23 protein-coding genes and 1 pseudogene are annotated in these 26,258 nt (G+C 69.0%); 4 read left to right on the top strand and 20 right to left on the bottom strand.

Features of this window, described 5'->3' with window-relative positions; all coding sequences use genetic code 11:
* Nucleotides 1-286: 286 nt before the first annotated feature.
* Together CKW34_RS10945 and CKW34_RS10940 are read right to left on the bottom strand one after the other, a co-directional pair.
* Nucleotides 287-2,056 (bottom strand): GMC family oxidoreductase N-terminal domain-containing protein, encoded by a 1,770-nt coding sequence (locus tag CKW34_RS10945; RefSeq protein WP_059381391.1) that lies wholly within the window; start codon nucleotides 2,054-2,056, stop codon nucleotides 287-289.
* On the bottom strand, nucleotides 2,057-2,737 hold the full coding sequence (locus CKW34_RS10940; RefSeq protein WP_226949811.1) for a hypothetical protein: 681 nt from the start codon (nucleotides 2,735-2,737) through the stop codon (nucleotides 2,057-2,059).
* A 196-nt stretch (nucleotides 2,738-2,933) separates the two neighbouring features.
* On the opposite strand from CKW34_RS10940, the gene CKW34_RS10935 reads away from it, so the two are divergent.
* From CKW34_RS10935 to CKW34_RS24650, 3 genes and pseudogenes are all read left to right on the top strand, one after another.
* The gene (locus CKW34_RS10935; protein WP_155418933.1) at nucleotides 2,934-4,619 is read left to right on the top strand and encodes a hypothetical protein; all 1,686 of its coding nucleotides are present in this window, start codon (nucleotides 2,934-2,936) and stop codon (nucleotides 4,617-4,619) included.
* A gap of 116 nt (nucleotides 4,620-4,735) precedes the next feature.
* Entirely contained in the window at nucleotides 4,736-5,224 is a 489-nt protein-coding gene (locus CKW34_RS10930; RefSeq protein WP_059381388.1) for an SRPBCC domain-containing protein, read from the top strand.
* Nucleotides 5,225-5,360: 136 nt separating this feature from the next.
* A pseudogene (locus tag CKW34_RS24650) lies at nucleotides 5,361-6,122 on the top strand (DUF2235 domain-containing protein); the annotation flags it as partial.
* Nucleotides 6,123-6,532: 410 nt separating this feature from the next.
* Here CKW34_RS24650 and CKW34_RS10920 read toward each other — a convergent pair.
* The 17 genes from CKW34_RS10920 to rpe form a co-directional block, all read right to left on the bottom strand.
* Nucleotides 6,533-7,783 carry an RNA polymerase sigma factor gene (locus tag CKW34_RS10920; protein WP_059381387.1) on the bottom strand — a complete coding sequence of 417 codons (1,251 nt, stop codon included), beginning with the start codon at nucleotides 7,781-7,783 and terminating at the stop codon, nucleotides 6,533-6,535.
* A gap of 3 nt (nucleotides 7,784-7,786) precedes the next feature.
* Complete coding sequence (locus CKW34_RS10915; protein ID WP_059381386.1) at nucleotides 7,787-8,125, bottom strand: YciI family protein; 339 nt, start codon at nucleotides 8,123-8,125, stop codon at nucleotides 7,787-7,789.
* An 89-nt stretch (nucleotides 8,126-8,214) separates the two neighbouring features.
* The gene (ppc, locus tag CKW34_RS10910; protein WP_059381385.1) at nucleotides 8,215-10,977 is read right to left on the bottom strand and encodes a phosphoenolpyruvate carboxylase; all 2,763 of its coding nucleotides are present in this window, start codon (nucleotides 10,975-10,977) and stop codon (nucleotides 8,215-8,217) included.
* Nucleotides 10,978-11,041: 64 nt separating this feature from the next.
* Nucleotides 11,042-11,275 carry a preprotein translocase subunit SecG gene (gene secG, locus CKW34_RS10905; protein ID WP_006551479.1) on the bottom strand — a complete coding sequence of 78 codons (234 nt, stop codon included), beginning with the start codon at nucleotides 11,273-11,275 and terminating at the stop codon, nucleotides 11,042-11,044.
* Between the two features lie 197 nt (nucleotides 11,276-11,472).
* Nucleotides 11,473-12,258: a triose-phosphate isomerase gene (gene tpiA / locus CKW34_RS10900; RefSeq protein ID WP_059381384.1), complete on the bottom strand. Its 786-nt coding sequence runs from the start codon at nucleotides 12,256-12,258 to the stop codon at nucleotides 11,473-11,475.
* 5 nt (nucleotides 12,259-12,263) lie between these two features.
* Nucleotides 12,264-13,475, bottom strand: a complete 1,212-nt coding sequence (locus tag CKW34_RS10895) for a phosphoglycerate kinase (protein WP_059381383.1) — start codon at nucleotides 13,473-13,475, stop codon at nucleotides 12,264-12,266.
* Between the two features lie 26 nt (nucleotides 13,476-13,501).
* Nucleotides 13,502-14,518 carry a type I glyceraldehyde-3-phosphate dehydrogenase gene (gap, locus tag CKW34_RS10890; protein WP_016691700.1) on the bottom strand — a complete coding sequence of 339 codons (1,017 nt, stop codon included), beginning with the start codon at nucleotides 14,516-14,518 and terminating at the stop codon, nucleotides 13,502-13,504.
* 134 nt (nucleotides 14,519-14,652) lie between these two features.
* Complete coding sequence (whiA, locus tag CKW34_RS10885; protein ID WP_006551475.1) at nucleotides 14,653-15,636, bottom strand: DNA-binding protein WhiA; 984 nt, start codon at nucleotides 15,634-15,636, stop codon at nucleotides 14,653-14,655.
* Nucleotides 15,627-16,694, bottom strand: coding sequence for a gluconeogenesis factor YvcK family protein (locus tag CKW34_RS10880; protein WP_059381382.1), 1,068 nt, complete (start codon nucleotides 16,692-16,694; stop codon nucleotides 15,627-15,629). The genes whiA and CKW34_RS10880 overlap by 10 nt, the downstream gene beginning before the upstream one ends.
* Nucleotides 16,691-17,605, bottom strand: a complete 915-nt coding sequence (gene rapZ / locus CKW34_RS10875) for an RNase adapter RapZ (protein ID WP_059381381.1) — start codon at nucleotides 17,603-17,605, stop codon at nucleotides 16,691-16,693. Before rapZ ends, CKW34_RS10880 begins: the two co-directional genes overlap by 4 nt.
* Nucleotides 17,606-17,628: 23 nt before the next feature.
* A complete protein-coding gene (gene uvrC / locus CKW34_RS10870; protein ID WP_059381380.1) occupies nucleotides 17,629-19,842 on the bottom strand; it encodes an excinuclease ABC subunit UvrC in 2,214 nt (737 codons plus the stop codon).
* Nucleotides 19,843-19,851: 9 nt separating this feature from the next.
* A complete protein-coding gene (locus CKW34_RS10865; protein WP_059381379.1) occupies nucleotides 19,852-20,394 on the bottom strand; it encodes a PH domain-containing protein in 543 nt (180 codons plus the stop codon).
* A complete protein-coding gene (gene ribH, locus CKW34_RS10860) occupies nucleotides 20,391-20,873 on the bottom strand; it encodes a 6,7-dimethyl-8-ribityllumazine synthase (RefSeq protein ID WP_016691694.1) in 483 nt (160 codons plus the stop codon). The genes CKW34_RS10865 and ribH overlap by 4 nt, the downstream gene beginning before the upstream one ends.
* Nucleotides 20,873-22,123, bottom strand: coding sequence for a bifunctional 3,4-dihydroxy-2-butanone-4-phosphate synthase/GTP cyclohydrolase II (locus CKW34_RS10855; RefSeq protein WP_059381378.1), 1,251 nt, complete (start codon nucleotides 22,121-22,123; stop codon nucleotides 20,873-20,875). Before CKW34_RS10855 ends, ribH begins: the two co-directional genes overlap by 1 nt.
* A 74-nt stretch (nucleotides 22,124-22,197) precedes the next feature.
* Entirely contained in the window at nucleotides 22,198-22,803 is a 606-nt protein-coding gene (locus tag CKW34_RS10850) for a riboflavin synthase (RefSeq protein WP_059381377.1), read from the bottom strand.
* Nucleotides 22,804-22,842: 39 nt separating this feature from the next.
* Complete coding sequence (gene ribD, locus CKW34_RS10845; RefSeq protein ID WP_059381376.1) at nucleotides 22,843-23,862, bottom strand: bifunctional diaminohydroxyphosphoribosylaminopyrimidine deaminase/5-amino-6-(5-phosphoribosylamino)uracil reductase RibD; 1,020 nt, start codon at nucleotides 23,860-23,862, stop codon at nucleotides 22,843-22,845.
* Complete coding sequence (gene rpe / locus CKW34_RS10840; protein WP_059381375.1) at nucleotides 23,859-24,542, bottom strand: ribulose-phosphate 3-epimerase; 684 nt, start codon at nucleotides 24,540-24,542, stop codon at nucleotides 23,859-23,861. The genes ribD and rpe overlap by 4 nt, the downstream gene beginning before the upstream one ends.
* 159 nt (nucleotides 24,543-24,701) lie before the next feature.
* Here rpe and CKW34_RS10835 point away from each other — a divergent pair, with 159 nt between their 5' ends.
* Complete coding sequence (locus CKW34_RS10835; RefSeq protein WP_059381374.1) at nucleotides 24,702-25,259, top strand: VOC family protein; 558 nt, start codon at nucleotides 24,702-24,704, stop codon at nucleotides 25,257-25,259.
* An 11-nt stretch (nucleotides 25,260-25,270) separates the two neighbouring features.
* Here CKW34_RS10835 and CKW34_RS10830 read toward each other — a convergent pair whose 3' ends face one another.
* The gene (locus CKW34_RS10830) at nucleotides 25,271-26,200 is read right to left on the bottom strand and encodes a 1-phosphofructokinase family hexose kinase (RefSeq protein ID WP_059381373.1); all 930 of its coding nucleotides are present in this window, start codon (nucleotides 26,198-26,200) and stop codon (nucleotides 25,271-25,273) included.
* Between the last annotated feature and the right edge of the window lie 58 nt (nucleotides 26,201-26,258).

Genomic DNA, 26,258 nt, shown 5'->3' with positions numbered 1-26,258 from the left:
TCGTCCGTCTCCACACGGCGCCCCTCCGAAGTACCGGCGGTGTCGCCGTCGTCGACACCGCTTCGCACGCACCGCATCCGATTCATCGAACGCGGGCCTGCCGTCGAGCGCAGCGCGCGCAGTGGTGATCGGCCCGGGACACATCGCACCGTTCGTGGGTCCATGCCGGTGAACTCCTCCCGTCGTGGACCGTTGTCGTCACGGCCCTCTGTCTCGTTCGACGCGCCGGGACGCCCGACGGTTCCACTCGGGACGAAATCGATGGTTCCGATCCGGGATCGAGCGGTCAGATACCCCGTTCGATCACCGCGGCGGTGACGCGGTCGTCGATCGACGACACGGGATTCTCATGTGCCACCCAGGGATCGCAACCGAAGTACTTCGCGAAGATCTTCTCGGCCGTGCGGGTGGCGATCGCCTGTGTCGTCAACGTCGGGTTCGGGCCTCCGAGACTGTTGGCGAGCGCCGAGTTGTCTGCGACGAACAACCTTTTCACCCACCGGGCCTCCGCGTCGGCGTCGAGCACCGAATCCCGGTCGCTCACCCCCATCCTCATGCTCGACTGCGAGTGCAGGATCAGCGGTGGCCAGTCGCAGCGATGCACCCTCTTCGCGCCCGCCGCCCTCATCAACTCGACGGCCTTGCGGGTCGCGTGGTCACGATTGCGGCGGGTACGAGCCGAGCGCCGACGATGCTGCACGGTCACCCGCGGCGCCAGACCCCCTTCGTCCGGATACAGGATCGGTGAGAGCGTCACGCGGTTGTCCGGTTCGACGTCGTCGTCCGAGATGACGAGCGCCGCGAGGACGCGGTCAGTATCGGCCATCGTGTCGAGCAGGTCGCGTCCGACGAGCCGTCCCACACTGTCGGCCCCCACCGAATCGACGACACCGCCGGCACGTCCGTACCCGTGGATGCCGGAGTCGCTGAAGTTCAGCGCGTACGCGATCAATGCCGGGGGCAGGCCGACCTGCTCGATCCCGCCGTAGCCGGGCAGATCGACGCGCGCGTTGGAACCCGGGCCGCGCGTCTGCCCGGTGTACTCGTCGAAGACGCCGAAGACCGCGTCCATGTGGTGGTCGGTGAGGCCGCGGCCGACCCAGCCGTTCGGATTCGGCAGCGCCGAGTTCAGCCACAATCGTGGGCTCTCGATGCACCCGGCCGCCAGCACCACCACCGGGGCGGTCGCTTCGTGCTCGTCCTCTCCCGTCGTGAACCGCACGCCGCGCGCCACGGTCTCCCCGTTCACCTCCTCGACGAGGATCTCGGAGACCACTGCATCGGCGATCAGGGTAACGGCACGCCCCTGGGGTGACCACGCGTCCGCGGTGAGCATCATCGGGACGTACGAATTGTCGGTGGAGCGTCTGGCCTTGAGATTCCGCGGTGCCCCCAGCGGCAGGTAACAGCCCTGATAGCAGTGCCCGCACATCGTGCAGCCCCGCGCTTCGGGATGGTGCAGACGCGCACGGTCGCGGGTGCGGCCGGCGGTACCACCGGGTTGGAGGATCGCATTCTGCTGTGCGCGGTGGGCGGCCACGGTGGTGTCGAGCGAGGTCTGGTGTGGCAGACCCATGGCCGCTGCTCCCCGCAGGAACAACTGCTCCTTGGCGCCCATCGGGGCAGTCTGCACCGGCAGCGTGGCCTCCACCCACTCGTAGTAGGGACGCAGTTCGTCGTATCCGAAGGGGAACAGGTGCGCCGTGTCGTACATGTCGCGGTCGGCGCCGTCGTATCCGGAGAACACGCCGGGTGCCGCCCGCGGCGAGTTGCCGAAGAAGTGGAGCGTGGTGCCACCGACGCCGGATACCTGCCACACGAACGAATTCTGAGGCAGATCACGGAGCCACGGCGTGCCCGAGCGGTCTCCCGGTCCGTGGCGGAACAGCCCGGTGATCGGATTGTTGATGTCGTCCTCGAGATGGGTCCACTCGTTCTCCGGGTCGGCGAAGCGGGGACCTGCTTCGAGAACGAGCACGTCGAGCCCGCGCGCCGCGAGTTCCTTGGCCACGACGGGTCCGCCACCCCCGGCCCCGATGACGATGACGTCGGTCATCTATCCCTCCACCTGGTCGATTCCGCCGTAGTAGCCCAGGAACTCGTCCCACCCGTCGCTCGGCCCGGCATAGCGGCTCAACTCCCAGCCGACAGGGCGCCCTGTGAGCTCGCGCCGGGTGCGGTCGTACGCGGAGACCTCCGAGAACGCCGCGAAGGCCGCCAACGTGGGAATCGCGTTGACCACGAATTTCAGCACCAGACCTTCGAAACGCTGGTCGGTGTCGAGCCATTCGAAGACCTGTGCCTTCGCGGCATGACTCAGGTTCGCGAACGGTGCTGCGAACGGCCCGCTCACCGAACGCGGGTCGGTGGTGACACCGAAGGTGTTGAGCAGCACCGCGATCGCCGCGGCGCCGGGCAGGTTGCCCGCCTCGGGTCCGAGCAGCGGCATCGGCGAGGCCTGGTCCAGGGTTCGCTCGAGGGATTCCGCGGTACCGGCGGTGACGCCGCCGGGCCGGTCGGTCCACACGCCCTGTTGGTGCGAGTACGGGTCGTTGCCGGGCACGACGAACGCGAGCACCCCGTTGATCGTGTCGCGTACGGGCGGCGTCTCACTCAGCGGACTCGCGTCCGCCTCCCTCGCGAACACCCCTGCGGTGCCGATCAACGCCGCCATCGTCGCGGCTGTCCCGGCGAGAAAACGCCGCCTGTTCCAGTACCCGTGCTGCGGGTCGTCCACGTCGCCCCCTCGTCGTTGCCGTGGTGCAGCGTACGAGATGTCGTGGAACGGTTGCGGAACTTCGTCCGGATCGTCCGGCGGGTCGCACGGACCGGTGGAGCGATACACGGAAATCGGGTAGCTCGCTACCCGTGCCGTTCGTGCCCGGGGCGTGCAGGATTCGAACACGGCCGATCGGTGCGACGGGGTGGGAATCATGTTGCAGAAGAGGGAGAGCAACCGGTTCGCGTCCGTCCTGAAGACACTCCGAGGCCGGGACGATGCTCCTGCTGCTCGTCCCGGCGACGAGCGTCGCGCCGGCGCTCCCGCGCCGGCCTCGGACACGGCACCTGCCGAACTGCGCAATGCGACGCCTTCGCGATTGCACATCACCGACGCGGACGGTCGGACGCTCGTGTTCGCACCGCTCGAACGTCGCGTACCGACCGACCCGGAGCGGCAGTGGCCCTGGGAGGGGCTGATCCGCCACGGATATGTCGTCCCCCTGCACGCCACATCGGAGACACGTCTCGACGGCACCAAGGCTCGTTCCCGCCGCCGTCTGCACACGGTCACGTTGTGGTGCATGCTCGAGATCAGCGTGGCTGTGCCGGTGGCGGCATTCGGCACCGGGCTGGCGAGGATCACGGAGGCTCCCGTCGTCGCCGTCGCGTTCGTCGCAGTGGCGACCATGTTGCCGGGCCTGTTGTTCTTCCTGTTCGACCGTCAACGTCTGAGTACGCTCCGCGACCGCTTCGAATGGCAGATCTTCCGGCTGGACCCGAACGTCCGCACGTTGGCGGACGTGCAGGCGAAGTACGGCGGCCAGATGGACGAGGTCTTCTATGCGCCGAGCGAGCAGACCACGACGGTGAACGCCACCCAGCGACTGTGGCCCATCCTCGTTTCCACGGTCACCATCGCGTTGGGCTGGACCATGGCGCTGTACTCCCCCGCCGCGTCGTCCGGCGCGCCCGACACGAGTCTCTTCACTGCGCTCTCCGACCCGCTCGCGTTCGCGTTCCTGGGCGCATACTTCTTCTCGTTGAACACCTGCCTGCGCAGGTACTCGCGGAACGACCTGCGCCCCAAGGCATACGGCGCGATCACGGTACGCGTGATCACCGTTGCGGTGCTGGCCTGTCTGCTGCAGGCCATCGTCGGGGCGCCCGAGTCGCAGGTCTACGACGCCACCGTGCTGCCACTGGCGTTCGTGATCGGCGTGCTCCCCGAAACCGCGATGGTGCTCTTGCGCGACACCGTGCGGCGCTTCGCCCTCACCAGGAAACACCGCATGCTCGAAGAGCAGCTACCGCTCACCGACATCGAGGGACTCGACCTCTACGACCGGGCACGACTGATCGACGAAGGTGTACCCAATGTCGAGGCCCTCGCGCATCATGATCTCGTCGATCTGCTGCTCGAGACACGGATTCCGGTCGGCCGCCTCGTCGACTGGGTCGATCAGGCGATTCTGCGCCTCCACATCGTGGATTCGACCGCCGAGAAGGACCCCGAGGGCACGACGGTGCTGTCCGACCTGCGCGCACTGGGCATCCGTAGCGCGACCGACCTCCTGGCAGCCCGGCAGAGATGCGCTCACCGTAAGGCGTTGGTCGAGGCGGTCGCCCGTCGTGGCGAACCGCCCGCAGACGCCGAGGACCGTCTGGAACTTCTCGTCACCGGCCTGTGCGACGACGAGTGGATCACCTACATACGCACGTGGCGGGACCGCAGCCTGGTCGCGAACCGGTACATCCGGCTCGACCGGGACGGTGAACCGGTATCCGTGAGGACCGAAGTGCCGGACAACGACCTCCACGACTGCCGCCATCCGAGTTCGAGGCTCTCGTCCCTGTACCGACGGTTCACCCCGCCGTGCCGGATCGGGACGATCCTGTGAACGGATTCGAGTAGCGCACTCCACAGCGGGAGGACCCATCGCGGTGAAACGGACCGCACCGGCAGCCGGATGCAGGACAATTTCGATAAGGCGAGCGCCCATCGAGAGGAGCCGTGATGAGCACGCCGACGACGATCACAGGCGAAGTGAGCCCGGAGCGTGACTGCCCGAGAGACTCGTCGCTGGTGCGGCTGATCTACCACCGCAATTTCCTGCTCCCGATCGGCGAGGTCTGGGCAGCGCTCACCGACTCGGAGAAGCTGGGTCGCTGGTACGGCACGTACACCGGCGACCCGACCACGGGCCGTGTGCGCTTGACGATGACCGACGACCTCGACTCGGCCACCACCTACGTGGACATCCTCCGGTGTTCTCCTCCGGAGGGATTCGCCGTCGACGTGGACGGGTGGCAGCTCGAGGTGGCGCTGCGCCAGGTCGGGAAGGTCACCACCCTCGAGTTCACACATCGCCACGTCCCGCGATCGGAGGCCGGAGAGATCGGGCCGGGGTGGCAGTACTACCTCGACCGTCTCGACGCGGCACTGGCCGGCACCCGCCCGCCGGTGTGGGACGACTACCTCGACCTGGTCGACGAATACCGCTGACCGTCGGCCGGTGCCCTCGCTGCAGTGATCTTCGCGACGAGCACGATCGGATTCGAGTAGCGCACTACCCGTGAGACCTCCCGATCCGCCTCCTAGCGTCGAATCCACCAGTAGGTCGCATTCAGGGAGCACTACGATGCCGCAGCCCGGAACGTACGCACAGTCGACAGAGATCACGCAGAAGGTCGCCGGAAGGAAGGGATCGAAGAACATCGTCCTGTGCTTCGACGGCACGGGAAACGAAATTCGGGCGAAGGGGAACACCAACGTCGTCCGCCTGTTCCGAGCACTCGAGAACACCACGGGCGAGCAGGTCACCTACTACGACCCCGGCGTCGGCACCTTCTCCTCCGCCGGCGCCTCGACGCGCGTGGGACAGAGGATCTCCCGCACGCTCGCATTCGGCGTCGGAATCAAGACGAACCTCGCAGAGGCCTACACGTTCTTGATGAAGCAGTGGGAACCCGGTGATCGGATCTATCTCTTCGGGTTCAGCCGGGGCGCCCACACGGCACGTGCCTTCGCGGCGATGTTGCATCTCGTCGGGCTTCCACGGGCGTCGGCCGAGAATCTCGTGCAGTACGCGATCGCCGCGTATGCCCGTCGCAGGTCCTGGGGCCCCGACGACTTCGCGTGCGCCGAACAGTTCGCGACGACCGTGTGCCGGGCGTCGAACGGGACGTTCTCCGTCCCCGTGCACTACCTCGGGATATGGGACAGCGTCAGCGCACCCGGAATCTTCGAGAAGGACTACCACTTCGAGAAGACGGCCGAGTTGCCGAACGTGGAATCCGGCCGGCACGCGATCTCCATCGACGAGTACCGCAGGCCGTACAGGGTGGACAAGGTCGCGAACGACCGGGTCGAGGAGGTCTGGTTCACGGGCGTCCATTCCGACGTCGGAGGCGGATTCGAGGACTGCCGACTCGCCGACATCTCGCTCCGCTGGGTCCTCGAAGGCGCCCTCGACCACGGCGTGCTCCTGCGCCGGACGGTGAGCCTGCGGCAGCTTCCGAAACCGGAGCGGACGAACGCGACGGCGAAGCCGACCCGGATGAGCCGCATCTGGGGGCTCATCGGTCGAGGAACTCGTGAGATCGTCGGCGGAACGCGGCCTCCCAGAGGACTGAGGGTCCACGAGAGCGTCAGGCTCCGCGAGGACGATCTGGCGACCCGGCTACGGGATCCGCACTGGGTCGATCCGGAGTGGTACACACCGAAGCGCTACGACCTCGAGGTCTCCGGCTACACGAACCGCCGGACTGCGCCGCTCCGCCCGGATCGGAGGTCTCGGCGCACCGGGGTCGGTCACAATTCCCGTGAACGCGACAACTCCGCCGACCTCGCCTCGAGGTGGCGCCGCTCGGGTTCGGTACCGGCGAGCTCGAGTGCCCGCCGATACGCTTCGGCCGCTTCGCCTTTCCGCCCGACCCGGCCCAGCAACCCGGCGCGCGCCACCACGTACGGCCCGTAATCGCGCAGACTCGGCTCCTCGGCGAGTCCGTCGAGGAGTTCGAGTCCGGCGGCGGGCCCGTCACGCATCGCGACCGCCACGGCGCGGTTCAGTGCGACGACCGGTGACGGACTCAGGGCGGTCAGTACGTCGTAGAGGGCGACGATCTGCGGCCAGTCGGTGCTGTCGACGTCGCTCGCCTCGTCGTGCAGCGCGGCTATGGCGGCCTGCACCCCGTACGGTCCGGGTGGTCCTCCGGTGAGTGCGGCGACCACCAGTGCGCTGCCCTCGTCGATCATCGCGCGGTCCCATAGGGTGCGGTCCTGCGCGTCGAGCAGCATCACGGCGCCGGACGGGTCGGTGCGCGCGTCCCGGCGGGCGTGGACGAGCAGCATCAGTGCAAGCAACCCGCTCACCTCACGTTCCGCCGGCATCAGGCGATGCAGGATGCGCGTGAGGCGGATCGCCTCCTCGGCGAGGTCGGGACGTTGCAGATGCTCGCCGCTGCTCGCGGTGTATCCCTCGGTGAAGATCGAGTACAGCGCCGCGAGCACCACCGGCAGGCGTTCGGGCAGTTCGTCCGGTCCGGGCACCCGGAACGGGATGCGGGCACCGCGGATCTTCTTCTTGGCCCGCACGATCCGCTGGGCCATCGTCGACGACGGGACGAGGAAGGCCCGCGCGACCTCGTTCGTCGTCAGACCACCGAGGCAACGCAGGATCAGCGCGACACGGTCGTCCGCGGCGAGCGCGGGATGGGCGCACGTGAAGAACAGTTCGAGGCGGTCGTCCGGCAGTTCTCCCGTCCCGGGCGGCTCGTACGACGCGTGACGTTCGGTGTCGACGGCGAGTTCGGCCAGCCGCGTCGCATATACGCGGTCGCGGCGCACCCGGTCCAGCGCTCGGCGCCTGGCCGTGGTGAGCAGCCAGGCGCCCGGCCGTTCGGGCACACCGTCGACCGGCCAGTGCACGAGCGCCGCCTCGAGCGCCTCCGACGCGACCTCCTCGGCGAGGTCGAGGTCGCCGAAGCGATGAACGAGTGCGGCGAGGAGCCGGCCGTGCTCCTCGCGGAACACCGACTCGACGGTCGCGGCCGGCTCCACCATCGCTCAGTCCCCGAAGTCGGCGATCGGCCGCACGACGACCTTGCCGCCGTCCCGCGATCCGGGGCAGCGCGCCGCCCAGTCGAGTGCCTCGTCGAGGCTGCCGACGTCGATGACGTCGTATCCGCCGAGAACCTCACGGCTCTCGCCGAACGGCCCGTCGGTCACCGTGCGTCGCCCGTCCGCGTCGACCTGCACGGTGGTCGCGGTGACGAGATCCTGCAGGGCGTGCCCGGACACGAGGACACCCGCATCGCGCATCGCCTTCTCGTAGTCCTGCCAGCCCTCGAAGGTGCAGGTGGGCTCGTCGGTCATGGATGCGTAGATCAGCAGCATGTACTTCATAGCGGTCGCTCCCGTCTGTGTGGTGTTCGTCCTACACCATCACGACGAACGGACGCCTGCCGTATCGACAACCCGACGAGAAGTTTTTTCTAGCCGCTGTTGCGCAACGCCGTGGCGAGACCGTTCATCGTGATCTGGATACCGCGCCGGACCCGGTCGGTGTCCTCACCGGCGCGGAACCGGCGCAGCAACTCGACCTGCAGGTGGTTGAGCGGTTCGAGATACGGGAAGCGGTTGTGCAGCGACCGCTCGAGCGCCGGATTGTCCGCGACGAGCGAGTCGTATCCCGTGATCTGCCGGTAGGCGTCGACCGTGCGGGCGTGTTCGTCGACGATGCTGTCGAACACCCGCTCGCGCAGTTCGGTGTCTTCGACGAGTTCGGAGTACCGGGCGGCCAGGCCGAGATCGGACTTGGCGAGCACCTGCGCCATGTTCGACAGCACCGAGCGGAAGAACGGCCAGCGACGGTAGAGATCCTGCAGGGTCGCCAACCGGTCCGGATCTCCGGCCACCCAGTCCTGCACGGCTGTTCCCGTGCCGTACCAGCCGGGGAGCATCACGCGGCTCTGGGTCCACGAGAGCACCCACGGGATGGCCCGCAGGTCGCTGATGGCCTTCGTCTGCTTGCGGGAGGCGGGACGGCTGCCGATGTTGAGGGCCCCGATCTCAGAGACCGGTGTCGCGGTGGTGAAGTACTCGACGAAGCCCGGTGTCTCGTGCACGAGGCGGCTGTACGCGGCGCGAGCGAGGTCGGCGAGTTCGTCGAGGATCCGGTAGGCCTCCGGGGCGTCCTTGCCGAGGCCTTCGACGTCGAGCAGGCTCGACTCGAGGGTCGCCGAGACGAGCGCCTCCAGGTTGCGGCGGGCGAGCACCGGTTCGCGGTACTTCGCGGCGATGACCTCGCCCTGTTCGGTCAGGCGCAGCGAGCCCTGTACCGCGCCGGGCGGCTGGGCGAGGATGGCGTCGTAGCTCGGTCCACCACCGCGGCCGACGGTGCCGCCGCGACCATGGAACAGGCGCAGCCGGATCCCGGCGGTGCGCGCCGCCTCGACGAGGTCGAGTTCTGCACGGTAGAGCGCCCAGTTGGCGGTGAGATAGCCGCCGTCCTTGTTGGAATCGGAGTAGCCGAGCATGATCTCCTGCAGTCCGTCGTGTCCGTCGACGAGGCTGCGGAACTCGGGCACTGCGAGGGCGGCGGTCAACGTGGCGGCACCGCCGCGCAGGTCGTCGATCGTCTCGAACAGCGGGATGACCTGCACCGTGCTGCGCGGATAACCGCGGTCGAGATCGAGCAGCCCGACCTCCTTGAGCAGGACCTCGACCTCGAGCAGGTCGGACACCGAGGTGCACATGCTGATGATGTAGTGCTCGATGGCGGCCGGTCCGATGCGACGGACTACTTCGGCCGCGGCACGCAGGATGCCGAGTTCCTTGGCGGTCTCGTCCGACAGGTGGGCGTCAGGAGCAGTGAGCGGGCGCCGGATCCGCAACTCCGCGGTGAGCAGCGCGACCTTGTCGTCCTCCGCCAGGTCGCGGTAGCGGTCGGTCACCCCCGCCCAGGAGAGCAGTTCGGCGACGACGTTCTCGTGGACCTCGGAGTTCTGCCGCAGATCGAGCGGGGCGAGATGGAAGCCGAAGACCTCGACGGCGCTGCGCAGGTGCGCGAGCCGATCGTCGGCGATCACGGCCGCGCCGCCGGCACGCAGCGAGGCGTCGACGATGTTCAGGTCGGTGTGCAGGCGGGCCGGGGTGGCGTAGGGCTCGCACGGGATACGCACCGTGTGGGGCAGATCGACGCCGGGCAGCAGCCTGTCCGCGGTCGCGGTGAGGCGAGCGCGGATGCCGTGCACTGCGCGTCGGTACGGCTCGTCGCTGTGGGCGGGATTGTCGTCGCCCGAGTCGTCGGCGAGCTTCTTCAGAGCGCTGCTGATGGTCGCGGTGCGTTCGGACATCGACAGTGCGCGTTCGAGCGCAGCGAGTTCGGCGAGGTGGTGTCGCAGCGCGGTCTCACAGGCGCGGTTCGCTGCGGTGGTGACGACCTCGCCGTCGACATTGGGGTTGCCGTCGCGGTCGCCGCCGATCCAGGTTCCGGGCCGGACCAGCGGTTCGGTGAGCACCGCCGCATCGGGCCAGCGTCGCCGGAGTTCGCGTCGCACTTCGGCATTGAGGGCGGGAACGACGTCGAACAGCGCGAGGTCGTAGTAGCGCAGACCGTTGTCGACCTCGTCGCTGATCCTCAGACGCGCGAGCCTGATGAGCGCGGTGTCCCACAGGGTCAGGATGTGCCGGTACAGGGCGCGGTCGATCTCCTCGAGCGCGGCGGGATCGTCGGTCCTCTCCCGGCGCCGCATGAGCTCGGTGACGGCGGTCTGGACGTCGAAGACGGTGCGTCGGCGGGTCTCGGTGGGATGAGCGGTGATGACGGGGGCGACGAGAGCCGATGCGAGCGCGTCGGTCACGGTGTCGGCGTCGAGACTCGGGCCGGCGGCGTCGAGTTTGGCGTAGGTGGCGGCGAGGCTGCTGTCCTGCGGTGGGTCGCCTGCGCGCACGTGCAGGGCCCGACGTCGTTCGCGGTGCAGGTCCTCGGCGAGATTGGCGAGCAGACCGAAATGGCTGAACGCCCGGGCGACGGGAATCAGGTCGTCGGTGGCGACGCCGGCGAAGCGTTCGGCGAGTTCGGTGCGGTCGATCTCGGAGCGCCGGATCCGGAAACTCTCCACCCGAGCGGATTCGACCAGGTCGAAGGTCTCGGGTCCCGCCTGCTCACGGATGACGTTGCCGAGGATGCCGCCGAGCAGGCGGATGTCCTCGCGGAGTGGTTCGGTCGCAGAGGCAGGCACAGTGTCCGTCATACAGCCAGTATCTGTGCCTGGCGGCCGGGGCGCGACCGCGGCAGCGGCCGTGCACCCGCGGGGATCAGCTGAACTTGATCTGCAGTCCGATGCCGAGGATCGAGATCACCCAGATGATGCCGGTGAAGACGGTGAGACGGTCGAGGTTCTTCTCTGCCACGGTCGAGCCCGAGAGATTGGACTGGACTCCGCCACCGAACAGGCTGGACAGACCACCGCCCTTACCGCGGTGCAGCAGCACCAGCAGGATGAGCAACAGGCTCGTGACGATCAGGAGGATGTCCAGGAACAGTTCCATGTCGGTGTTCGATGTCCTTCGGATGGTGGGCGACGTCGGCGTCAGCTTACCCGCTCGTCATACGGGGATGCTGCGGGTGTGCCGGGGACGGTCGTCGTGGCTGCGCGGGTCGGGCCAGCAACACCGCGGTGAGGCGAAACGCGGGTGGGGTGCAGGATCTCGTCGAGATCCTGCACCCCACCGTGATGCCGGTCGCTCTAGAGGAGCGGACCGCCTGCGGCGATCGCCGACAGCTGGGCGAATTCGTCGGCCTTGAGGGAGGCGCCTCCCACGAGGCCGCCGTCGACGTCGGTCTGAGCGATGAGCTCACCGACGTTCTTGGCGTTGACCGATCCGCCGTACAGGACGCGGACCGACGCCGCGACCTCGGGCGAGGCCAGCTCGGCGAGGGTGTTGCGCACCGCCGCGCACACCTCCTGCGCGTCGGCCGCCGAGGCGACCTTGCCCGTGCCGATGGCCCAGACCGGCTCGTACGCGACGACGATCTTAGCGATCTCCTCGGCGGACAGGCCGGCGAGCGAGTTCTTCAACTGCTCGACGTTGTACTCGACGTGGTTGCCGGCTTCGCGGACGTCGAGTCCTTCGCCGATGCACACGATCGGCGTGAGACCGTGCCGCAGCGCGGCCTTGGTCTTGTCGCGGACGATCTCGTCGGTCTCACCGTGCAGGGTGCGACGCTCCGAGTGCCCGACCACCACGTAGGTGCAGCCGAGCTTCGCGAGCATCGCGCCGGAGATCTCACCGGTGTAGGCGCCGGAGTCGTGGACCGACAGGTCCTGGGCTCCGTAGGTGATGCCGAGCCTGTCGCCCTCGACGAGGGTCTGCACCGAGCGGATGTCGGTGAACGGCGGGATGACCGTCACGTCGACCTTCTCGAGGTACTTCTCGGGAAGGGTGAACGCGATCTTCTGCACCAGGGCGATGGCCTCGAGGTGGTTGAGGTTCATCTTCCAGTTGCCCGCGATGAGCGGTGTCCGTGCCATGACCGTCAGCCCTCCAGAACTGCGATGCCGGGCAGTTCCTTGCCCTCGAGGTACTCGAGGGAGGCGCCACCACCGGTGGAGATGTGCGAGAAGCGGTCCTCACCGAGTCCGAGCGACCGCACGGCCGCAGCGGAGTCGCCACCGCCGACGACGCTGAACGCTCCCTTGCCGGTGGCCTCGATGATCGCTTCCGCGACACCCTTCGTTCCGGCTGCGAAGTTCTCGAACTCGAACACGCCCATGGGGCCGTTCCAGAACACCGTCTTCGCCGAGCCGAGGAGCGAGGCGAAGCGCTGCACGGATTCCGGTCCGATGTCGAGGCCCATCCATCCGTCGGGGATGGAGTCGGCCGCGACGGTCTGCGACTGTGCGTCGGCCGCGAACTTGTCGGCCACCACCACGTCCTGCGGGATGTGGATGACGTCGCCGAAGCGTTCGAGCAGCTGCTTGCAGGTGTCGATCATCGACTCCTCGAGCAGCGAGGTGCCGACCGAGTAGCCCTGTGCCGCAAGGAAGGTGAAGCACATACCGCCACCGATGACGAGCGTGTCGACCTTGGGCGCGAGCGCCTCGATGACCCCGAGCTTGTCGGAGACCTTCGAGCCGCCGAGCACCACGGCGTACGGACGCTCGGTGTCGGTGGTGAGCTTGGCGAGCACGTCGACCTCGGCCGCGACGAGACCACCCGCGTAGTGCGGGAGCAGCGTCGCGACGTCGTAGACCGACGCCTGCTTGCGGTGCACGACACCGAAGCCGTCGGAGACGAATGCGCCGTCGTCGCCGACGAGCTCGACGAGCTCACGGGCGAAGGCGAGCCGCGCGGCGTCGTCCTTGCTGGTCTCGCGAGCGTCGAAGCGGACGTTCTCGAGCAGGAGGATGTCGCCGTCGGTCAGCCCTTCGGAACGCGCGAGCGCATCCTGCCCGACGACGTCGGAGGCGAGCTGGACGTTGCGGCCGAGCACCTCACCGAGCTTCGCTGCGACGGGCGCGAGCGAGTACTTCGGATCCGGCTCGCCCTTGGGGCGGCCGAGATGCGCGGTCACGACGACCTTGGCGCCGGCCTCCGCGAGCGTGCGGATGGTGGGCGCGGACGCGAGGATGCGGCCGGCATCGGTGATCGTGTCGCCGTCGAGCGGGACGTTGAGGTCGGAGCGCACGAGTACGCCCCGACCCTCCACACCTGCGTCGAGCAGATCCTCGAGGGTCTGAACTGCCACTGTTCAAATGTCCTGTTCTACGAGTTTCAGAGAGACTTGCCGACGAGACCGGTGAGGTCGGCAAGACGATTCGAGTAGCCCCACTCGTTGTCGTACCAGGAGACGACCTTGACCTGCTCGTCGATGACCTTGGTCAGAGGCGCGTCGAAGATCGACGAGTGCGGGTCGGTGACGATGTCCGAGGACACGATCGGATCGGTGTTGTACTTCAGGATGCCTTTCAGCGGACCTTCCGCGGCAGCCTTCAGTGCGGCGTTGACCTCGTCGGCGGTGGCCTTCTTGGTGAGGGTCGCGGTGAGGTCGGTGACCGAGCCCGTCGGGACCGGGACGCGCAGCGCGTAGCCGTCGAGCTTGCCGAGCAGCTCGGGGAGCACGAGGCCGATGGCCTTGGCGGCGCCGGTGCCGGTGGGGACGATGTTCAGGGCGGCGGCGCGCGCGCGACGCAGATCCTTGTGCGGTCCATCCTGCAGGTTCTGGTCCTGGGTGTACGCGTGGATCGTGGTCATCAGGCCCTTCTCGATGCCGAACTCGTCGTTCAGCACCTTTGCGAGGGGGCCGAGGCAGTTCGTGGTGCACGAGGCGTTGGAGATGATGTTCTGCGTGCCGTCGTACTTGTCGTGGTTGACACCCATGACGATGGTGATGTCCTCGTCGGTGGCGGGCGCCGAGATGATGACCTTCTTGGCACCGGCGTCGATGTGACCCTTCGCCTTGGCGGCGTTGGTGAAGATGCCGGTGGACTCGACGACGACGTCGACACCGAGGTCGCCCCACGGTAGAGCGGAGGGGCCTTCCTTGATCGAGAGGGCCTTGATCTTCTGGTCGCCGACGACGATGTCGTCGCCCTCGACATGCACGTCCTTGTCGAGGCGCCCCAGGATCGAGTCGTACTTCAGGAGCGTCGCGAGGGTGTCGTTGTCGGTGAGGTCGTTGACGGCAACGATCTCGATGTCGGTGGTACCGAGTGCCTTCTGTGCCTCGACCGCCCGGAAGAAGTTGCGCCCGATGCGTCCGAATCCGTTCACGCCTACGCGGACAGTCACAATGAAGCTCCTTTGCCCAGTATTCGATGGTCGTGGTGGTGCTCGTGCTCGTGTGACCTCCACCCTAGTGGGATGTGGCCGTACTGCGGGGAGCCGCCCGGTCGTGGCGCGAACTCCTTTGCAAGCCTGCCCCGCTATGCCTCGTCCAGCAACTCAGCGGTGACGGCCGACTCCGTGTCGGGGATCCCGAGTTCCTTCGCTCGACGATCCGCCATCGACAGCAGACGGCGGATCCGTCCCGCGACGGCATCCTTGGTCATCGGCGGATCGGCGAGCTGACCGAGTTCCTCGAGGGACGCCTGACGGTGCTGCACGCGCAGCGCGCCGGCGGCGGCGAGGTGATCGGGAACGTCGGCGCCCAGGATCGCCAACGCCCGCTCGACCCGCGCAGCGGCAGCGACGGCGGCGCGTGCGGACCGGCGCAGATTGGCGTCGTCGAAGTTGGCGAGACGGTTCGCGGTCGCCCGCACCTCGCGGCGCATGCGACGTTCCTCCCAGACCAGCCGGGTGTCCTGCGCGCCCATGTGGGTGAGCAGCGCGCCGATGGCCTCGCCGTCGCGGATCACCACGCGGTCGGCGCCGCGCACCTCACGTGCCTTGGCGGTGACGCCGAGCCGGCGGGCGGCGCCGACGAGCGCGAGGGCGGCCTCCGGGCCGGGGCAGCTGACCTCGAGGGCCGAGGAACGGCCCGGTTCGGTGAGCGAACCGTGGGCGAGGAACGCTCCGCGCCACGCCGCGGCGGAGTCGGAGACGCTGCCACCGACCACCTGCGCAGGCAGTCCGCGCACGGGTCGTCCGCGCCCGTCGAGCAGGCCGGTGCGACGGGCCAGTGCCTCACCGTCCTTGCCGACGCGGACGATGTACCGGGAGCTCTTGCGCAGACCGCCCGCGCCGAGCACCTGGATCTCGGCGGGATAGCTGTAGAGCTCGAAGATCTCGCGGCGGAGGCGACGTGCGATCGATCCGAGGTCGACCTCGGCCTCGACGACCACCCGTCCGGCGACGATGTGCAATCCCCCGGCGAAGCGCAGGAGGGCGGACACCTCGGCCTTGCGATTGCTGATCCTGGTGACCGACAACCTGCTCAGCTCGTCCTTGACCTCCGCTGTCATTGCCACGAGACGCTCTCCCTCCCGTCCCCGCGCGCGGCACGGACTCCACCGCGCGAGGACAGACATGTTTCCAGTGCCCCCGCCAACTTGGCGGGGTCGTGTCGATGCGTACCGGTCTCGGCGACGTCGACGAACGAGACGTCCGCTCCGAATCGGGCCGCGGACCGGCTCAGGTGCTCGCGCTCGCGTCCTTCCGGTACCGAGGCAGCATCCACGACGACGTGGTCGACACGGAAATCGGGGGCGTGCTGGGCGAGAACGTGCAGGTGACGTTCCGCGGAGAAGCCTGCAGTCTCCCCCGGTTCCGCCGCGAGGTTGAGCACGAGGACCTTGAGCGCCGTCGTGTGGACCAGCGCCTCGTGCAGGTCCGGGACGAGCACGTGCGGGATGACGCTCGAGAACCAGGATCCCGGGCCGAGCACCACGAGATCGGCCTCGCACACTGCGTCGAGCGCCGGTGGGCAGGCCGGCGGATCGGCGGGGATCAGGCGGACGCGGCGCACCTTGCCCGGGGTGGTCGCCACCGCGACCTGTCCCCGGATGCAGCGGCTCACCCGCGGGTCGGATTCGAGTCCCGACACGTCGGCCTCGATGTCGAGCGGGATCGGCGACATCGGCAGCACACGGCCGCGCACGTCGAGGACGCGGGCGAGCATGTCGAGGGCGGTGACGGTGTCGCCCGCCACTTCGGCGAGGCCGGCGAGGATCAGGTTGCCGACGGAGTGCCCGGCGAGGGCGCCTGTGCCGCCGAAGCGGTGTTGCACGGTCTCGGTCCACACCCGGACCTCGTCGTCGCGGCCGGCGAGTGCGGCGAGCGCCATGCGCAGGTCGCCGGGTGGGACGACGCCGAGTTCGGCGCGCAGCCGTCCCGAGGATCCTCCGTCGTCGGCGACGGTCACGACGGCGGTGACCCGGTCGGTGAGGCGCCGGACGGCGCTGAGCGTCGCGTACAGGCCGTGTCCGCCGCCGAGCGCGGTGATCGCAGGACCGGGCACCGTCCCGGAGCCCGGAGCGCTCTCGGAGTTCGGCGTGCTGTCGGAGTCGGGAGTCTCGGCGGCGTTCACTCGCGCCCCAGATCCCGGTGCACCACGTTCACCGTCAGATCCGGTGCCTGCTCGAGGCGTGCGGCGAGGGCCTCGGCCATCGCCACGCTCCGGTGTTTCCCTCCGGTGCAGCCCACTGCAATCGTCATGTAGCGCTTCCCCTCCCGACGGTAACCGGCGGTCGTCAGATCGAGCAGCCGGTGATAGGTGGCGAGATAGTCCTCGGCACCGTCGCGGGAGAGTACATAGTCGCGCACCGCCGCGTCCTGCCCGGTGTGCGGACGCAGTTCGGCGATCCAGTGGGGGTTCGGCAGGAACCGCACGTCGCACACGACGTCGGAGTCCATGGGCAGGCCGTACTTGAAGCCGAACGACTCCACGGTCACCCGGATGGTGTCGGACGCGGCGTCGCCGAAGGCCGCCTCGATCTTGCGACGCAGGTCGGGTCCGGACAGCGCCGACGTGTCGATGACGAGGTCGGCGGCGGCCTTGACGGGAGCGAGCTGCTCACGTTCGACGGCGATGCCGTCGGTGAGCGTGCGATCGGCCGTGTCGGACTGCAGCGGATGGCTGCGGCGCACCTGCTCGAACCGCCGGACGAGCACCGAGTCGGCCGCTTCGAGGAACAGCACCCGGGTGTTGACCGGGCGGGCCGCCAGATCGGTGACGACACGTTCGAGGTCGCCGGTGAACAACCGGCTGCGCACGTCCATCACCACGGCGAGGCGTTGCAGCGGAGGTTCGGCCTGCACCGCGAGATCGATCATCGACAGCATCAGTTGGGGCGGGAGGTTCTCCGCCACGTACCACCCGAGATCCTCGAGGGCCGTCGCCGCCGTACTCAGTCCGGCTCCGGACAGGCCGGTGACGACGATGACCTCGGCCTGCGCCGGCCGTTCACCGTCGACACCCTGTTCCGAACCGTCCGCCATTCCCGGGATCCGACCCACTTCGGTCACTGTTCCGACTCCGCTCGTACTCCCGACACGCCGACGGAGCCATCATCGCCTACCGGCGTGTCGCCCGCATCCGCGGCAGTCGGGTCGCCCGCAGGTGCCGCAGCCGGATCGCTCGCATCCGCGACGGTCGGGGCGTCGGTGTCCTGCGGCGACTCGGCGGGAGCGGGTGCGTCGCCCCGCAGCGCCTCGAGGACGGCTTTCGCAGTGGCCTGCCCGATCCCGGGCACCGCGGTGATCTCCTCGACGCTCGCCTCCCGTAGCCGCGCGACCGACCCGAAGTGGGTGACGAGCGCCTTGCGCCGGGTGTCGCCGAGACCACGGACCCCGTCGAGAGCGGAGGCGGTCATGCGCTTGGACCGCTTGCTGCGGTGGTAGGTGATCGCGAAACGGTGTGCCTCGTCGCGGATGCGCTGCAGCAGGAACAGCGACTCGCTGGTGCGCGGAAGGATCACCGGGTCCTCCTCCCCCGGCACCCACACCTCCTCGAGACGCTTCGCGAGCCCGACGACCGCGACATCGGTGATGCCGAGTTCGTCGAGGACCTCGGCCGCAGCCGCGACCTGCGGTGCACCACCGTCGACGACGAACAGGTTCGGCGGATAGGCGAACCGCCGCGGACGGCCCGTCGCCGGGTCCAGTGCCGCTTCGGGCGCCAGATCCCCGCCGTCGCCGCCCTCTGGGGCGGATCCGTCCGGATCTGCCTGCCGGGCGAGGTCGCGGTTGTGGCGGAGGAAACGCCGGCGCGTGACCTCGGCGATCGAAGCGACGTCGTCGGAGTGCCCGTCGCCGGCGGCGTGCTTGATGGCGTAGTGCCGGTAGTCGGACTTACGGGGCAACCCGTCCTCGAAGACGACCAGCGATGCGACGACGTCGGTGCCCTGCACGTGGCTGATATCGACGCACTCGATGCGCAGCGGCGCCGAGTCGAGGTCGAGGGCGTCCTGGATGCCCTGCAACGCCGCCGATCGGGCGTTGAAGTCGCCCGCGCGCCGCAGCTTGTGCTGCGCGAGTGCTTCCTTGGCATTGCGCTCGACCGTGTCGGCCAGTGCCTTCTTGTCGCCGCGCTGCGGGATGCGCAGACGCACGGGACCGCCGCGCAGGCGCCCGAGCCAGCGGCTCATCTCGTCCGGGTCGGGCGGCAGGGCGGGAACGAGCACCTCGCGCGGCACAGCGCTGGTGGCGTCCGCGTCGTCGGTGCCGAGCGCGGCCTCCTCGCCGTAGAACTGGGTGAGGAACTGTTCGACGAGCAGCGAGAGTTCTTCGGCGTCGTCGGTCCCCTCGGCGGCCTCGACGCCTTCGACGTCGCGGTCCTCGGGACGGTCGAGCACGTCACCGGACTTCTCGACGACCCAGCCGCGTTGACCCCGCACGCGACCGCCGCGCACATGGAAGACCTGGACGGCCACCTCGAGGTCGTCGCCGGCGAACGCCACGAGGTCGGCGTCGGTGCCGTCGCCGAGCACGACGGCCTGCTTCTCGAGTGCCTTGCGCAGCGCCCCCAGATCGTCGCGCAGGCGGGCTGCGGTCTCGAAGTCGAGTTCCTCCGCGGCGGCCTGCATCCGCTTCTCGACATCGCGGACGAGCTTGTCGGTGCGACCGGCGAGGAAGTCGCAGAAGTCCTCGACGATGCGGCGATGTTCGTCGGCGGAGACGCGTCCGACGCACGGCGCGGAGCACTTGTCGATGTAGCCGAGCAGGCACGGGCGGCCGATCTGCGCGTGCCGCTTGAAGACCCCGGCCGAGCACGTGCGCGACGGGAACACCCGCAGCAGCAGGTCGAGGGTCTCGCGGATCGCCCAGGCGTGCGAGTAGGGACCGAAATAGCGCACACCCTTGCGGCGCGGCCCACGATAGACGAACAGGCGGGGATATTCCTCGTTCAACGTGACCGCGAGCATCGGGTACGTCTTGTCGTCGCGGTAGCGGACGTTGAACCGAGGGTCGAACTCCTTGATCCAGTTGTACTCGAGCTGGAGTGCCTCGACCTCGGTGCGCACCACCGTCCACTCGACCCGGCCCGCGGTGGTCACCATCTGCCGGGTGCGCGGATGCAGCGACGCGATGTCGGCGAAGTACGAGTTCAGGCGGGACCGGAGGTTCTTCGCCTTGCCGACGTAGACGACCCGGCCGTGCGGGTCGCGGAACTTGTAGACCCCCGGCTCCGTGGGAATGGAACCGGGGGCTGGGCGATATGTCGAGGGGTCGGGCACAGGTCCAGGCTAGTCGTCGCCCCTGACGGCTCCGCCGTCCTTGTCACTGACGGCTCCGCCGTCGTCGTTGCGCCTGACGGCTCCGCCGTCGTTGGTGTCGCGGACGGTGTAGCGGGATTCGAGTTCGCGGAAACGCTCGAGCGCGTCCACGGCGCGTTCCCCGTCGCGCGCCTGGATGGCGACGACGGGCACGTACTCGTCGAACGGCAGCTCGAGACGGGCCCAGGGCGCGCCGTGGTCGAAGAACAGCCCGCGCACGTCGGTCCACGGGATGTGTCGTTCGGCGACCACGTTGCGGACGGAGACGCCGTCGGCACCCGCCCGCAGCCGCGGCCGGGTGAACAGCAGGACGCCTCCGGTGAGCACGACACCGATGGCGAGGATCGCGATCTGGTCGACGACCCGCAGGTTCACACCGGTGTCGCCGCCCCCGCGGAGCACGAGCGCCGCGAAGATGTGGATGGCCATCACGACGACCGCCGCCACGACGACCCAGCGCCGCATCTTCTCCGGGCGTACCTCGAGATCCCAGCCGGTCTCGTCGTGGGTCAACGCGCCGCCTTCCGCAGCCGCCGCAGGGTCACGGCGGTGTCGAGTGCCGCCGCGCAGGCCTGGCCGCCCTTGTCCTCTGCGGAGCCGGGCAGACCGGCGCGGTCGCGGGCCTGCTGTTCGGTGTCGGTGGTGAGGACGCCGTTGCCCACCGGGGTGCCCTCGTCGAGCGCGATCCGGGTGAGGCCGTAGGTCACGGCGTCGCACACGTACTCGAAGTGCGGCGTGCCGCCGCGGATCACCACGCCGAGCGCGACGACCGCGTCGTGGGTGCGGGCGAGCTGCTGCGCGACGACGGGAAGCTCGATCGCTCCGGCGACGCGCTCGAGGGTGACGTCGGTGACGCCCGCCTGTTCGGCGACGCGCTGTGCGCCGGCGATGAGGGCGTCGGAGATCTCGGTGTGCCAGCGACCGGCGACGATCGCGAGGCTCAGTCCCGCGGCGTCGGCGAGCTGCAGGTCGGGCAGGCCTTCGCCGCTCATCAGGCGTCTCCCTCGTCGAACTCGTCGAGACCGATCAGGTCGTGGCCCATGCGATCGCGCTTGGTGCGCAGGTACGAGATGTTCTCGCGGTTCGCGCGCAACGGCATCGGGACGCGTTCGGTGATCTGCAGGCCGTAGCCGTCGAGACCGACGCGCTTGGCCGGGTTGTTGGTCAGCAGCCGCATCGACGAGATGCCGAGGTCGACGAGGATCTGGGCGCCGATGCCGTAGTCGCGGGCGTCGGCGGGCAGGCCGAGCTGCAGGTTGGCGTCGACGGTGTCGGAACCCGAGTCCTGCAGCTGGTAGGCCTGCAGCTTGTGCATCAGGCCGATGCCGCGTCCCTCGTGGCCGCGCATGTACAGCACGACGCCGCGGCCTTCCTCGGCCACCATCTCGAGGGCGGCGTCGAGCTGCGGACCGCAGTCGCAGCGCAGCGACCCGAAGACGTCGCCGGTCAGGCATTCGGAGTGCACGCGCACGAGCACGTCGGAGCCGTCGCCGTCCGGGCCGGCGATGTCGCCGCGGACGAGCGCGACGTGTTCGACCTCGTCGTAGATGCTCTGGTAGCCGACGGCCGTGAAGTCGCCGTGCCGGGTGGGGATGCGGGCCTCGGCGACGCGCACGACGTGCTTCTCGTGCTTGCGGCGCCACGCGATGAGATCCGCGATCGAGATCAGGGCGAGCTCGTGCTCGTCGGCGAAGACCCGCAGTTCGTCGGTGCGGGCCATCTCGCCTTCGTCCTTCTGCGAGACGATCTCGCAGATGACGCCGGCCGGCCGCAGGTCGGCCATGCGGGCGAGGTCGACGGCGGCCTCGGTGTGCCCGGGCCGGCGCAGGACGCCGCCCTCCTTGGCGCGCAGCGGCACCACGTGACCGGGACGCGTGAAGTCCTGGGCGGTGGAGTTCGGGTCGGCGAGCAGCCGCATGGTGGCGGCGCGGTCGGACGCGGAGATACCCGTGCCGATGCCTTCCTTCGCGTCGACGGTGACCGTGTAGGCGGTGCCGTGCTTGTCCTGGTTGACGCTGTACATGGGAGGCAGACCGAGACGGTCGCAGTCCTCGCCGTCCAGCGGCACGCACAGGTACCCGGATGTGTAGCGGACCATGAATGCCACGAGTTCCGGCGTTGCCTTCTCCGCGGCGAAGATGAGGTCGCCCTCGTTTTCACGGTCTTCGTCGTCGACCACGACGACCGCCTTACCGGCGGCGATGTCGGCGACCGCGCGCTCGATGGTGTCGAACCTCGTCACTTCCCTGGACTCCAACTCTCGTATCCGGACGACTCGTGCTCCGCGTCCACTGTCGATCTCCACAGTACGACGCGTCAGCGCGCGTTCTGCAGGCGCTCCACGTACTTGGCGATCACGTCGACCTCGAGGTTGACGAGGGTGCCCGGCTCGGCGGTGCCGAGGGTCGTCAGCGAGAGGGTGGTCGGGATGAGCGAGATCTCGAACCACTCCTGTCCGCGTTCCCCTCCGAGACCCGACACCGTCAGCGAGACACCGTCGACGGTGATCGAGCCCTTTTCGACGACGTAGCGGGAGATTTCGGCCGGCAGCGAGATGCGCACCACGGTCCAGTTCTCCGAGGGCGTGCGGGAGACGACGGCGCCCGTGGCGTCGACGTGGCCCTGCACGAGGTGGCCACCGAGGCGGCTGTTCAGTGCTGCGGCGCGTTCGAGGTTGACGGAGCTGCCGAGAGTGAGTTGGCCGAGCGACGACCGGTTCAGCGTCTCCTGCATCACATCGGCGGTGAAGGACCCGCCGTCGAGCACGTCGACGACCGTCAGGCACACCCCGTTGACCGCGATCGAATCGCCGTGCTTGGCGTCGGAGGTGACCAGCGGTCCGCGCACGGTGAAGCGTGCCGCGTCGGCGAGGTCCTCCTTCGCGACGATCTCACCGAGTTCCTCGACGATGCCGGTGAACATGTTCCGCTCCTTAGCTCCCGATCCGCGACCGGGTCCGATTCAGTTGTCCCGGTCCGGGACGAGTGTCAACAGAATGTCCGAGCCGACGGTCTCGACTCGTTCCCGGCGGAACCGTAGCGCGTCGGAGATCGTGCCCACGCCGGCGTCCTCGACGGCGGCCTCGCCGGCTCCGAGCACGACGGGCGCCAGATAGGCCTGGATGCGGTCGACGCAGCCCGCTGCGAGGAACGCGCCCGCGAGCCGGGGGCCGCCTTCGAGCAGCACGTCGGGTCGGTCGCCGAGCGCGTCGAGCACCTCCCCGATATCGTGGGTGCGCAACACCAGTGTCGGCGCCGAGTCGTCGAGAACCCTTGCCGAGGTGGGGATCTCACGCATACCGACGACGACCCGCAGCGGCTGGTGCGGCGCGAGTTCACCGTCGGGCAGGCGGGCGGTCAGCCACGGGTCGTCGGCGAGGACGGTGCCGGTTCCGACGATGATGGCGTCGAGCCGGCTGCGCTGGTCGTGCACGCGCGCACGCGATTCGGGACCGGAGATCCACTTGCTCGTGCCGTCGGCGGCCGCGCTGCGACCGTCCATCGACGCGGCGTACTTCCAGGTCACGTGCGGCCTGCCGGTGTGCTGCCGGTGCAGCCATGCCCGCAGTGGGCCGCGGGCGACGGCCTCGGCACCGAGGCCGGGATGCACGGTGATGCCCGCGACCCGGAGGGTGTCGGCACCTCCCCCCGCGACGGGATTCGGGTCGGCGACCGAGTAGTACACCGTCGCGATCCCCGCTTCGATGAGGGCCTGCGCGCACGGACCGGTGCGGCCGGTGTGGTTGCACGGTTCGAGGGTGACGACGGCGGTGCCGCCGCGCGCGCGTTCGCCCGCGGCCTCGAGTGCCCGGACCTCCGCGTGCGGACCGCCGGGTGGTGCGGTGGCACCGACGCCCGCAACCGCGCCGTCCGCGTCGAGGATCACCGCTCCGACAGGCGGGTTGGGGCTGGTCGTGCCCCGCACGGCCTCCGAGGCGTCGAGCGCGAACTGGAGGGCTTCGGCGATTTCGGGTGCGGTCACGGCGCGAGCGTCAGGTGCGGGGACGCAGCCCCGGCCTGCGCCCGCAGCTTGCGGACCGCCTCACCGGGATCGGCGGCGCCGTAGACGGCGGACCCGGCGACGAAGCAGTCCACACCTGCTTCCGCGGCCGCTTCGATGGTGTCGGTGTTGATGCCGCCGTCGATCTCGACGAGCAGACGGAGTTCACCCGAGTCGACGAGGCGACGCACCTGGCGGGCCTTGTCGAGGACGTCCGGGATGAAGCACTGACCACCGAAGCCCGGCTCGACGCTCATCACGAGCAGCGTGTCGAATTCCTTCAGGATCTCGAGATAGGGCTCGATGGGGGTGCCCGGCTTGACGGACAGTCCGGCCTTGCCGCCGGCCGCGCGGATGTCGCGGGCCACGGCGACCGGGTCGTCGGTCGCCTCGGCGTGGAAGGTGACGTTGTGGGCACCGGCTTCGGCGTAGGGCGGAGCCCACCGGCCGGGGTTCTCGATCATCAGGTGACAGTCGAGTGGGATGTCGGTCGCCTTCAGCAGCGACTCGACGACCGGAAGACCGAGCGTCAGGTTCGGAACGAAATGGGCGTCCATCACGTCGACGTGGAGCCAGTCGGCACCGGCGACGGCCTGCGCCTCGTCGGCGAGACGAGCGAAATCCGCGGACAGGATGGACGGAGCGATCATCGGGTGGGCCACAACCGACGAGTCTAGTCGGCGCCCTCCACCGGGTCGGACCTGCGTCGGACCGGCGGTCCACAGCCGAACCGCCGGGAATTTCCGCTCTCGGGCGCATTGGTGCCATCAGGTGGCCGTTATGCCCGGAAGGCTGGCAGTCACCCGATCGAAAGGATCATCGTGACCGCTCTCCATCACCGCGAATTCCTCCCTCCCCGACCGGACGGATCGAACACCGTCGACACCTTCCTGATCTCCGACCGCGCAGCCGAACTCGTCGACTTCCTCGTCGCCGTCCTCGAGGCCGAGGAGGTGCCCGAGGCGCGCACCCTCGACCACGACGGGCTCCTCCTCCACTCCGAGGTGCGGGTCGGCGATTCCGTGCTCGTGGTCGCCGACCGGAAACCGGACTGGCCCTTCACACCCGCCTTCGTGCGGGTCCACGTGCACGACGTCGATGCCGTCCTCGAACGTGCCACGCAGCACGGCGCGGAGATCGTCACACGGCCGACGGATTTCTTCGGCGATGTCCTCGCCCGGTTCTCGGATCCGTCCGGCAATCTCTGGTGGATCCAGCGGCACGATCCCGGCGCCGACACATCCGCGTGGACGGACGACGCAGCGACGGACGAGTCGGCGGACTGGTCGGACGTTGCGAGTCCGGTGCTCGGGTACATCCACTCGACACTCACCGAAGCTGTTCGCACCCTGCGGGATCCACGGTCCCGCGCGGTGTGAACGGCGGGTCGTCAGACCACGCGTGCGAGGGCGTCGAAGCGGTCGATGTCCTCGCGGCGGCAGACGTGGCTTCCGGCGGTGAGCAGTGCCGCGGTGCCGCAGGCGATCCCGAGAGCGAGCGCGTCCCGCAACGACCGTTCCTGCAGCAGTCCGACGACGAGTCCGGCGACCATGCTGTCGCCGGCGCCGACGGCGCTGCGCACCTTGGCCGCCAGGGCCGGCACCCGCACGGCCTCGTCGGCGGTCACCATGATCGCCCCGTCCGCCCCGAGCGAGACGACGACGATCTCCGTGACACCGGAGGTGACGAGTTCCCGCGCGGCCGCGATCTGCTCGTCGTCGGTGACCAGCTCCCGTCCGGTCCACTCGCACAACTCGTCCAGGCTCGGTTTGACGAGGTAGACCCCTGAATCGATGCTGGTCAGCGCATCGCCCGACGAGTCGAGGACGAACCGTGCGCCGGCTTCGTGCGCCGCGGCGGCGATGCGTCGGACGAAGGTGCCGGGTACACCGGGCGGGAAGCTGCCGCTGGCCACCACGTACTTCGCCCCTTCGGCGACCTTCTCGAGCGTCGTGAGGCAGCGTTCCTGCTCCTCGTCCGTCAACTCGGGACCGGGTGTGACGAACCGGTATTCCTGACCGCTGCGGCGGTCGATGGCCGTGAAGCACTCGCGGGTGGACCCGGCGATGGGGACGATGTGCTCCTCGACGTCGTCGTCGTCGAGGAGACCGCTCATCTGCTCACCCCGCGCACCACCCGCGGGGTAGACGGCGGCGGCCGAGGCACCGAGCACACGCGCGACCTTCGCGACGTTCACCCCTCCCCCACCGGCGTCGTAGAACGGCTCGTCGCAGCGGAGTTTGCGGGTGGGCACCACCGCGTCGGTGAAGGTCGTGACGTCGAGTGCCGGGTTCATGGTCAGGGTGACGATCTCGGGCATGCCCGAAACCCTATTCGGACCGATCGACGTACGCGTGCTGCTTTCGCCCGACCGGTCC

It is taken from the genome of Rhodococcus rhodochrous, assembly GCF_900187265.1.
GTDB lineage: Bacteria > Actinomycetota > Actinomycetes > Mycobacteriales > Mycobacteriaceae > Rhodococcus > Rhodococcus rhodochrous.
This window is presented reverse-complemented; position numbering and strand designations above follow the sequence as displayed.

What these genes read in the sequence shown, in the direction of transcription:
- CKW34_RS10945 (WP_059381391.1), bottom strand. Translation starts at nt 2,056, where the DNA reads ATGACCGACGTCATCGTCATCGGGGCCGGGGGTGGCGGACCCGTCGTG.
- CKW34_RS10935 (WP_155418933.1), top strand. Translation starts at nt 2,934, where the DNA reads ATGTTGCAGAAGAGGGAGAGCAACCGGTTCGCGTCCGTCCTGAAGACA.
- CKW34_RS10930 (WP_059381388.1), top strand. Translation starts at nt 4,736, where the DNA reads ATGAGCACGCCGACGACGATCACAGGCGAAGTGAGCCCGGAGCGTGAC.
- CKW34_RS10920 (WP_059381387.1), bottom strand. Translation starts at nt 7,783, where the DNA reads ATGGTGGAGCCGGCCGCGACCGTCGAGTCGGTGTTCCGCGAGGAGCAC.
- CKW34_RS10915 (WP_059381386.1), bottom strand. Translation starts at nt 8,125, where the DNA reads ATGAAGTACATGCTGCTGATCTACGCATCCATGACCGACGAGCCCACC.
- ppc (WP_059381385.1), bottom strand. Translation starts at nt 10,977, where the DNA reads ATGACGGACACTGTGCCTGCCTCTGCGACCGAACCACTCCGCGAGGAC.
- secG (WP_006551479.1), bottom strand. Translation starts at nt 11,275, where the DNA reads ATGGAACTGTTCCTGGACATCCTCCTGATCGTCACGAGCCTGTTGCTC.
- tpiA (WP_059381384.1), bottom strand. Translation starts at nt 12,258, where the DNA reads ATGGCACGGACACCGCTCATCGCGGGCAACTGGAAGATGAACCTCAAC.
- rapZ (WP_059381381.1), bottom strand. Translation starts at nt 17,605, where the DNA reads ATGGCGGACGGTTCGGAACAGGGTGTCGACGGTGAACGGCCGGCGCAG.
- ribH (WP_016691694.1), bottom strand. Translation starts at nt 20,873, where the DNA reads ATGAGCGGCGAAGGCCTGCCCGACCTGCAGCTCGCCGACGCCGCGGGA.
- CKW34_RS10850 (WP_059381377.1), bottom strand. Translation starts at nt 22,803, where the DNA reads ATGTTCACCGGCATCGTCGAGGAACTCGGTGAGATCGTCGCGAAGGAG.
- CKW34_RS10830 (WP_059381373.1), bottom strand. Translation starts at nt 26,200, where the DNA reads ATGCCCGAGATCGTCACCCTGACCATGAACCCGGCACTCGACGTCACG.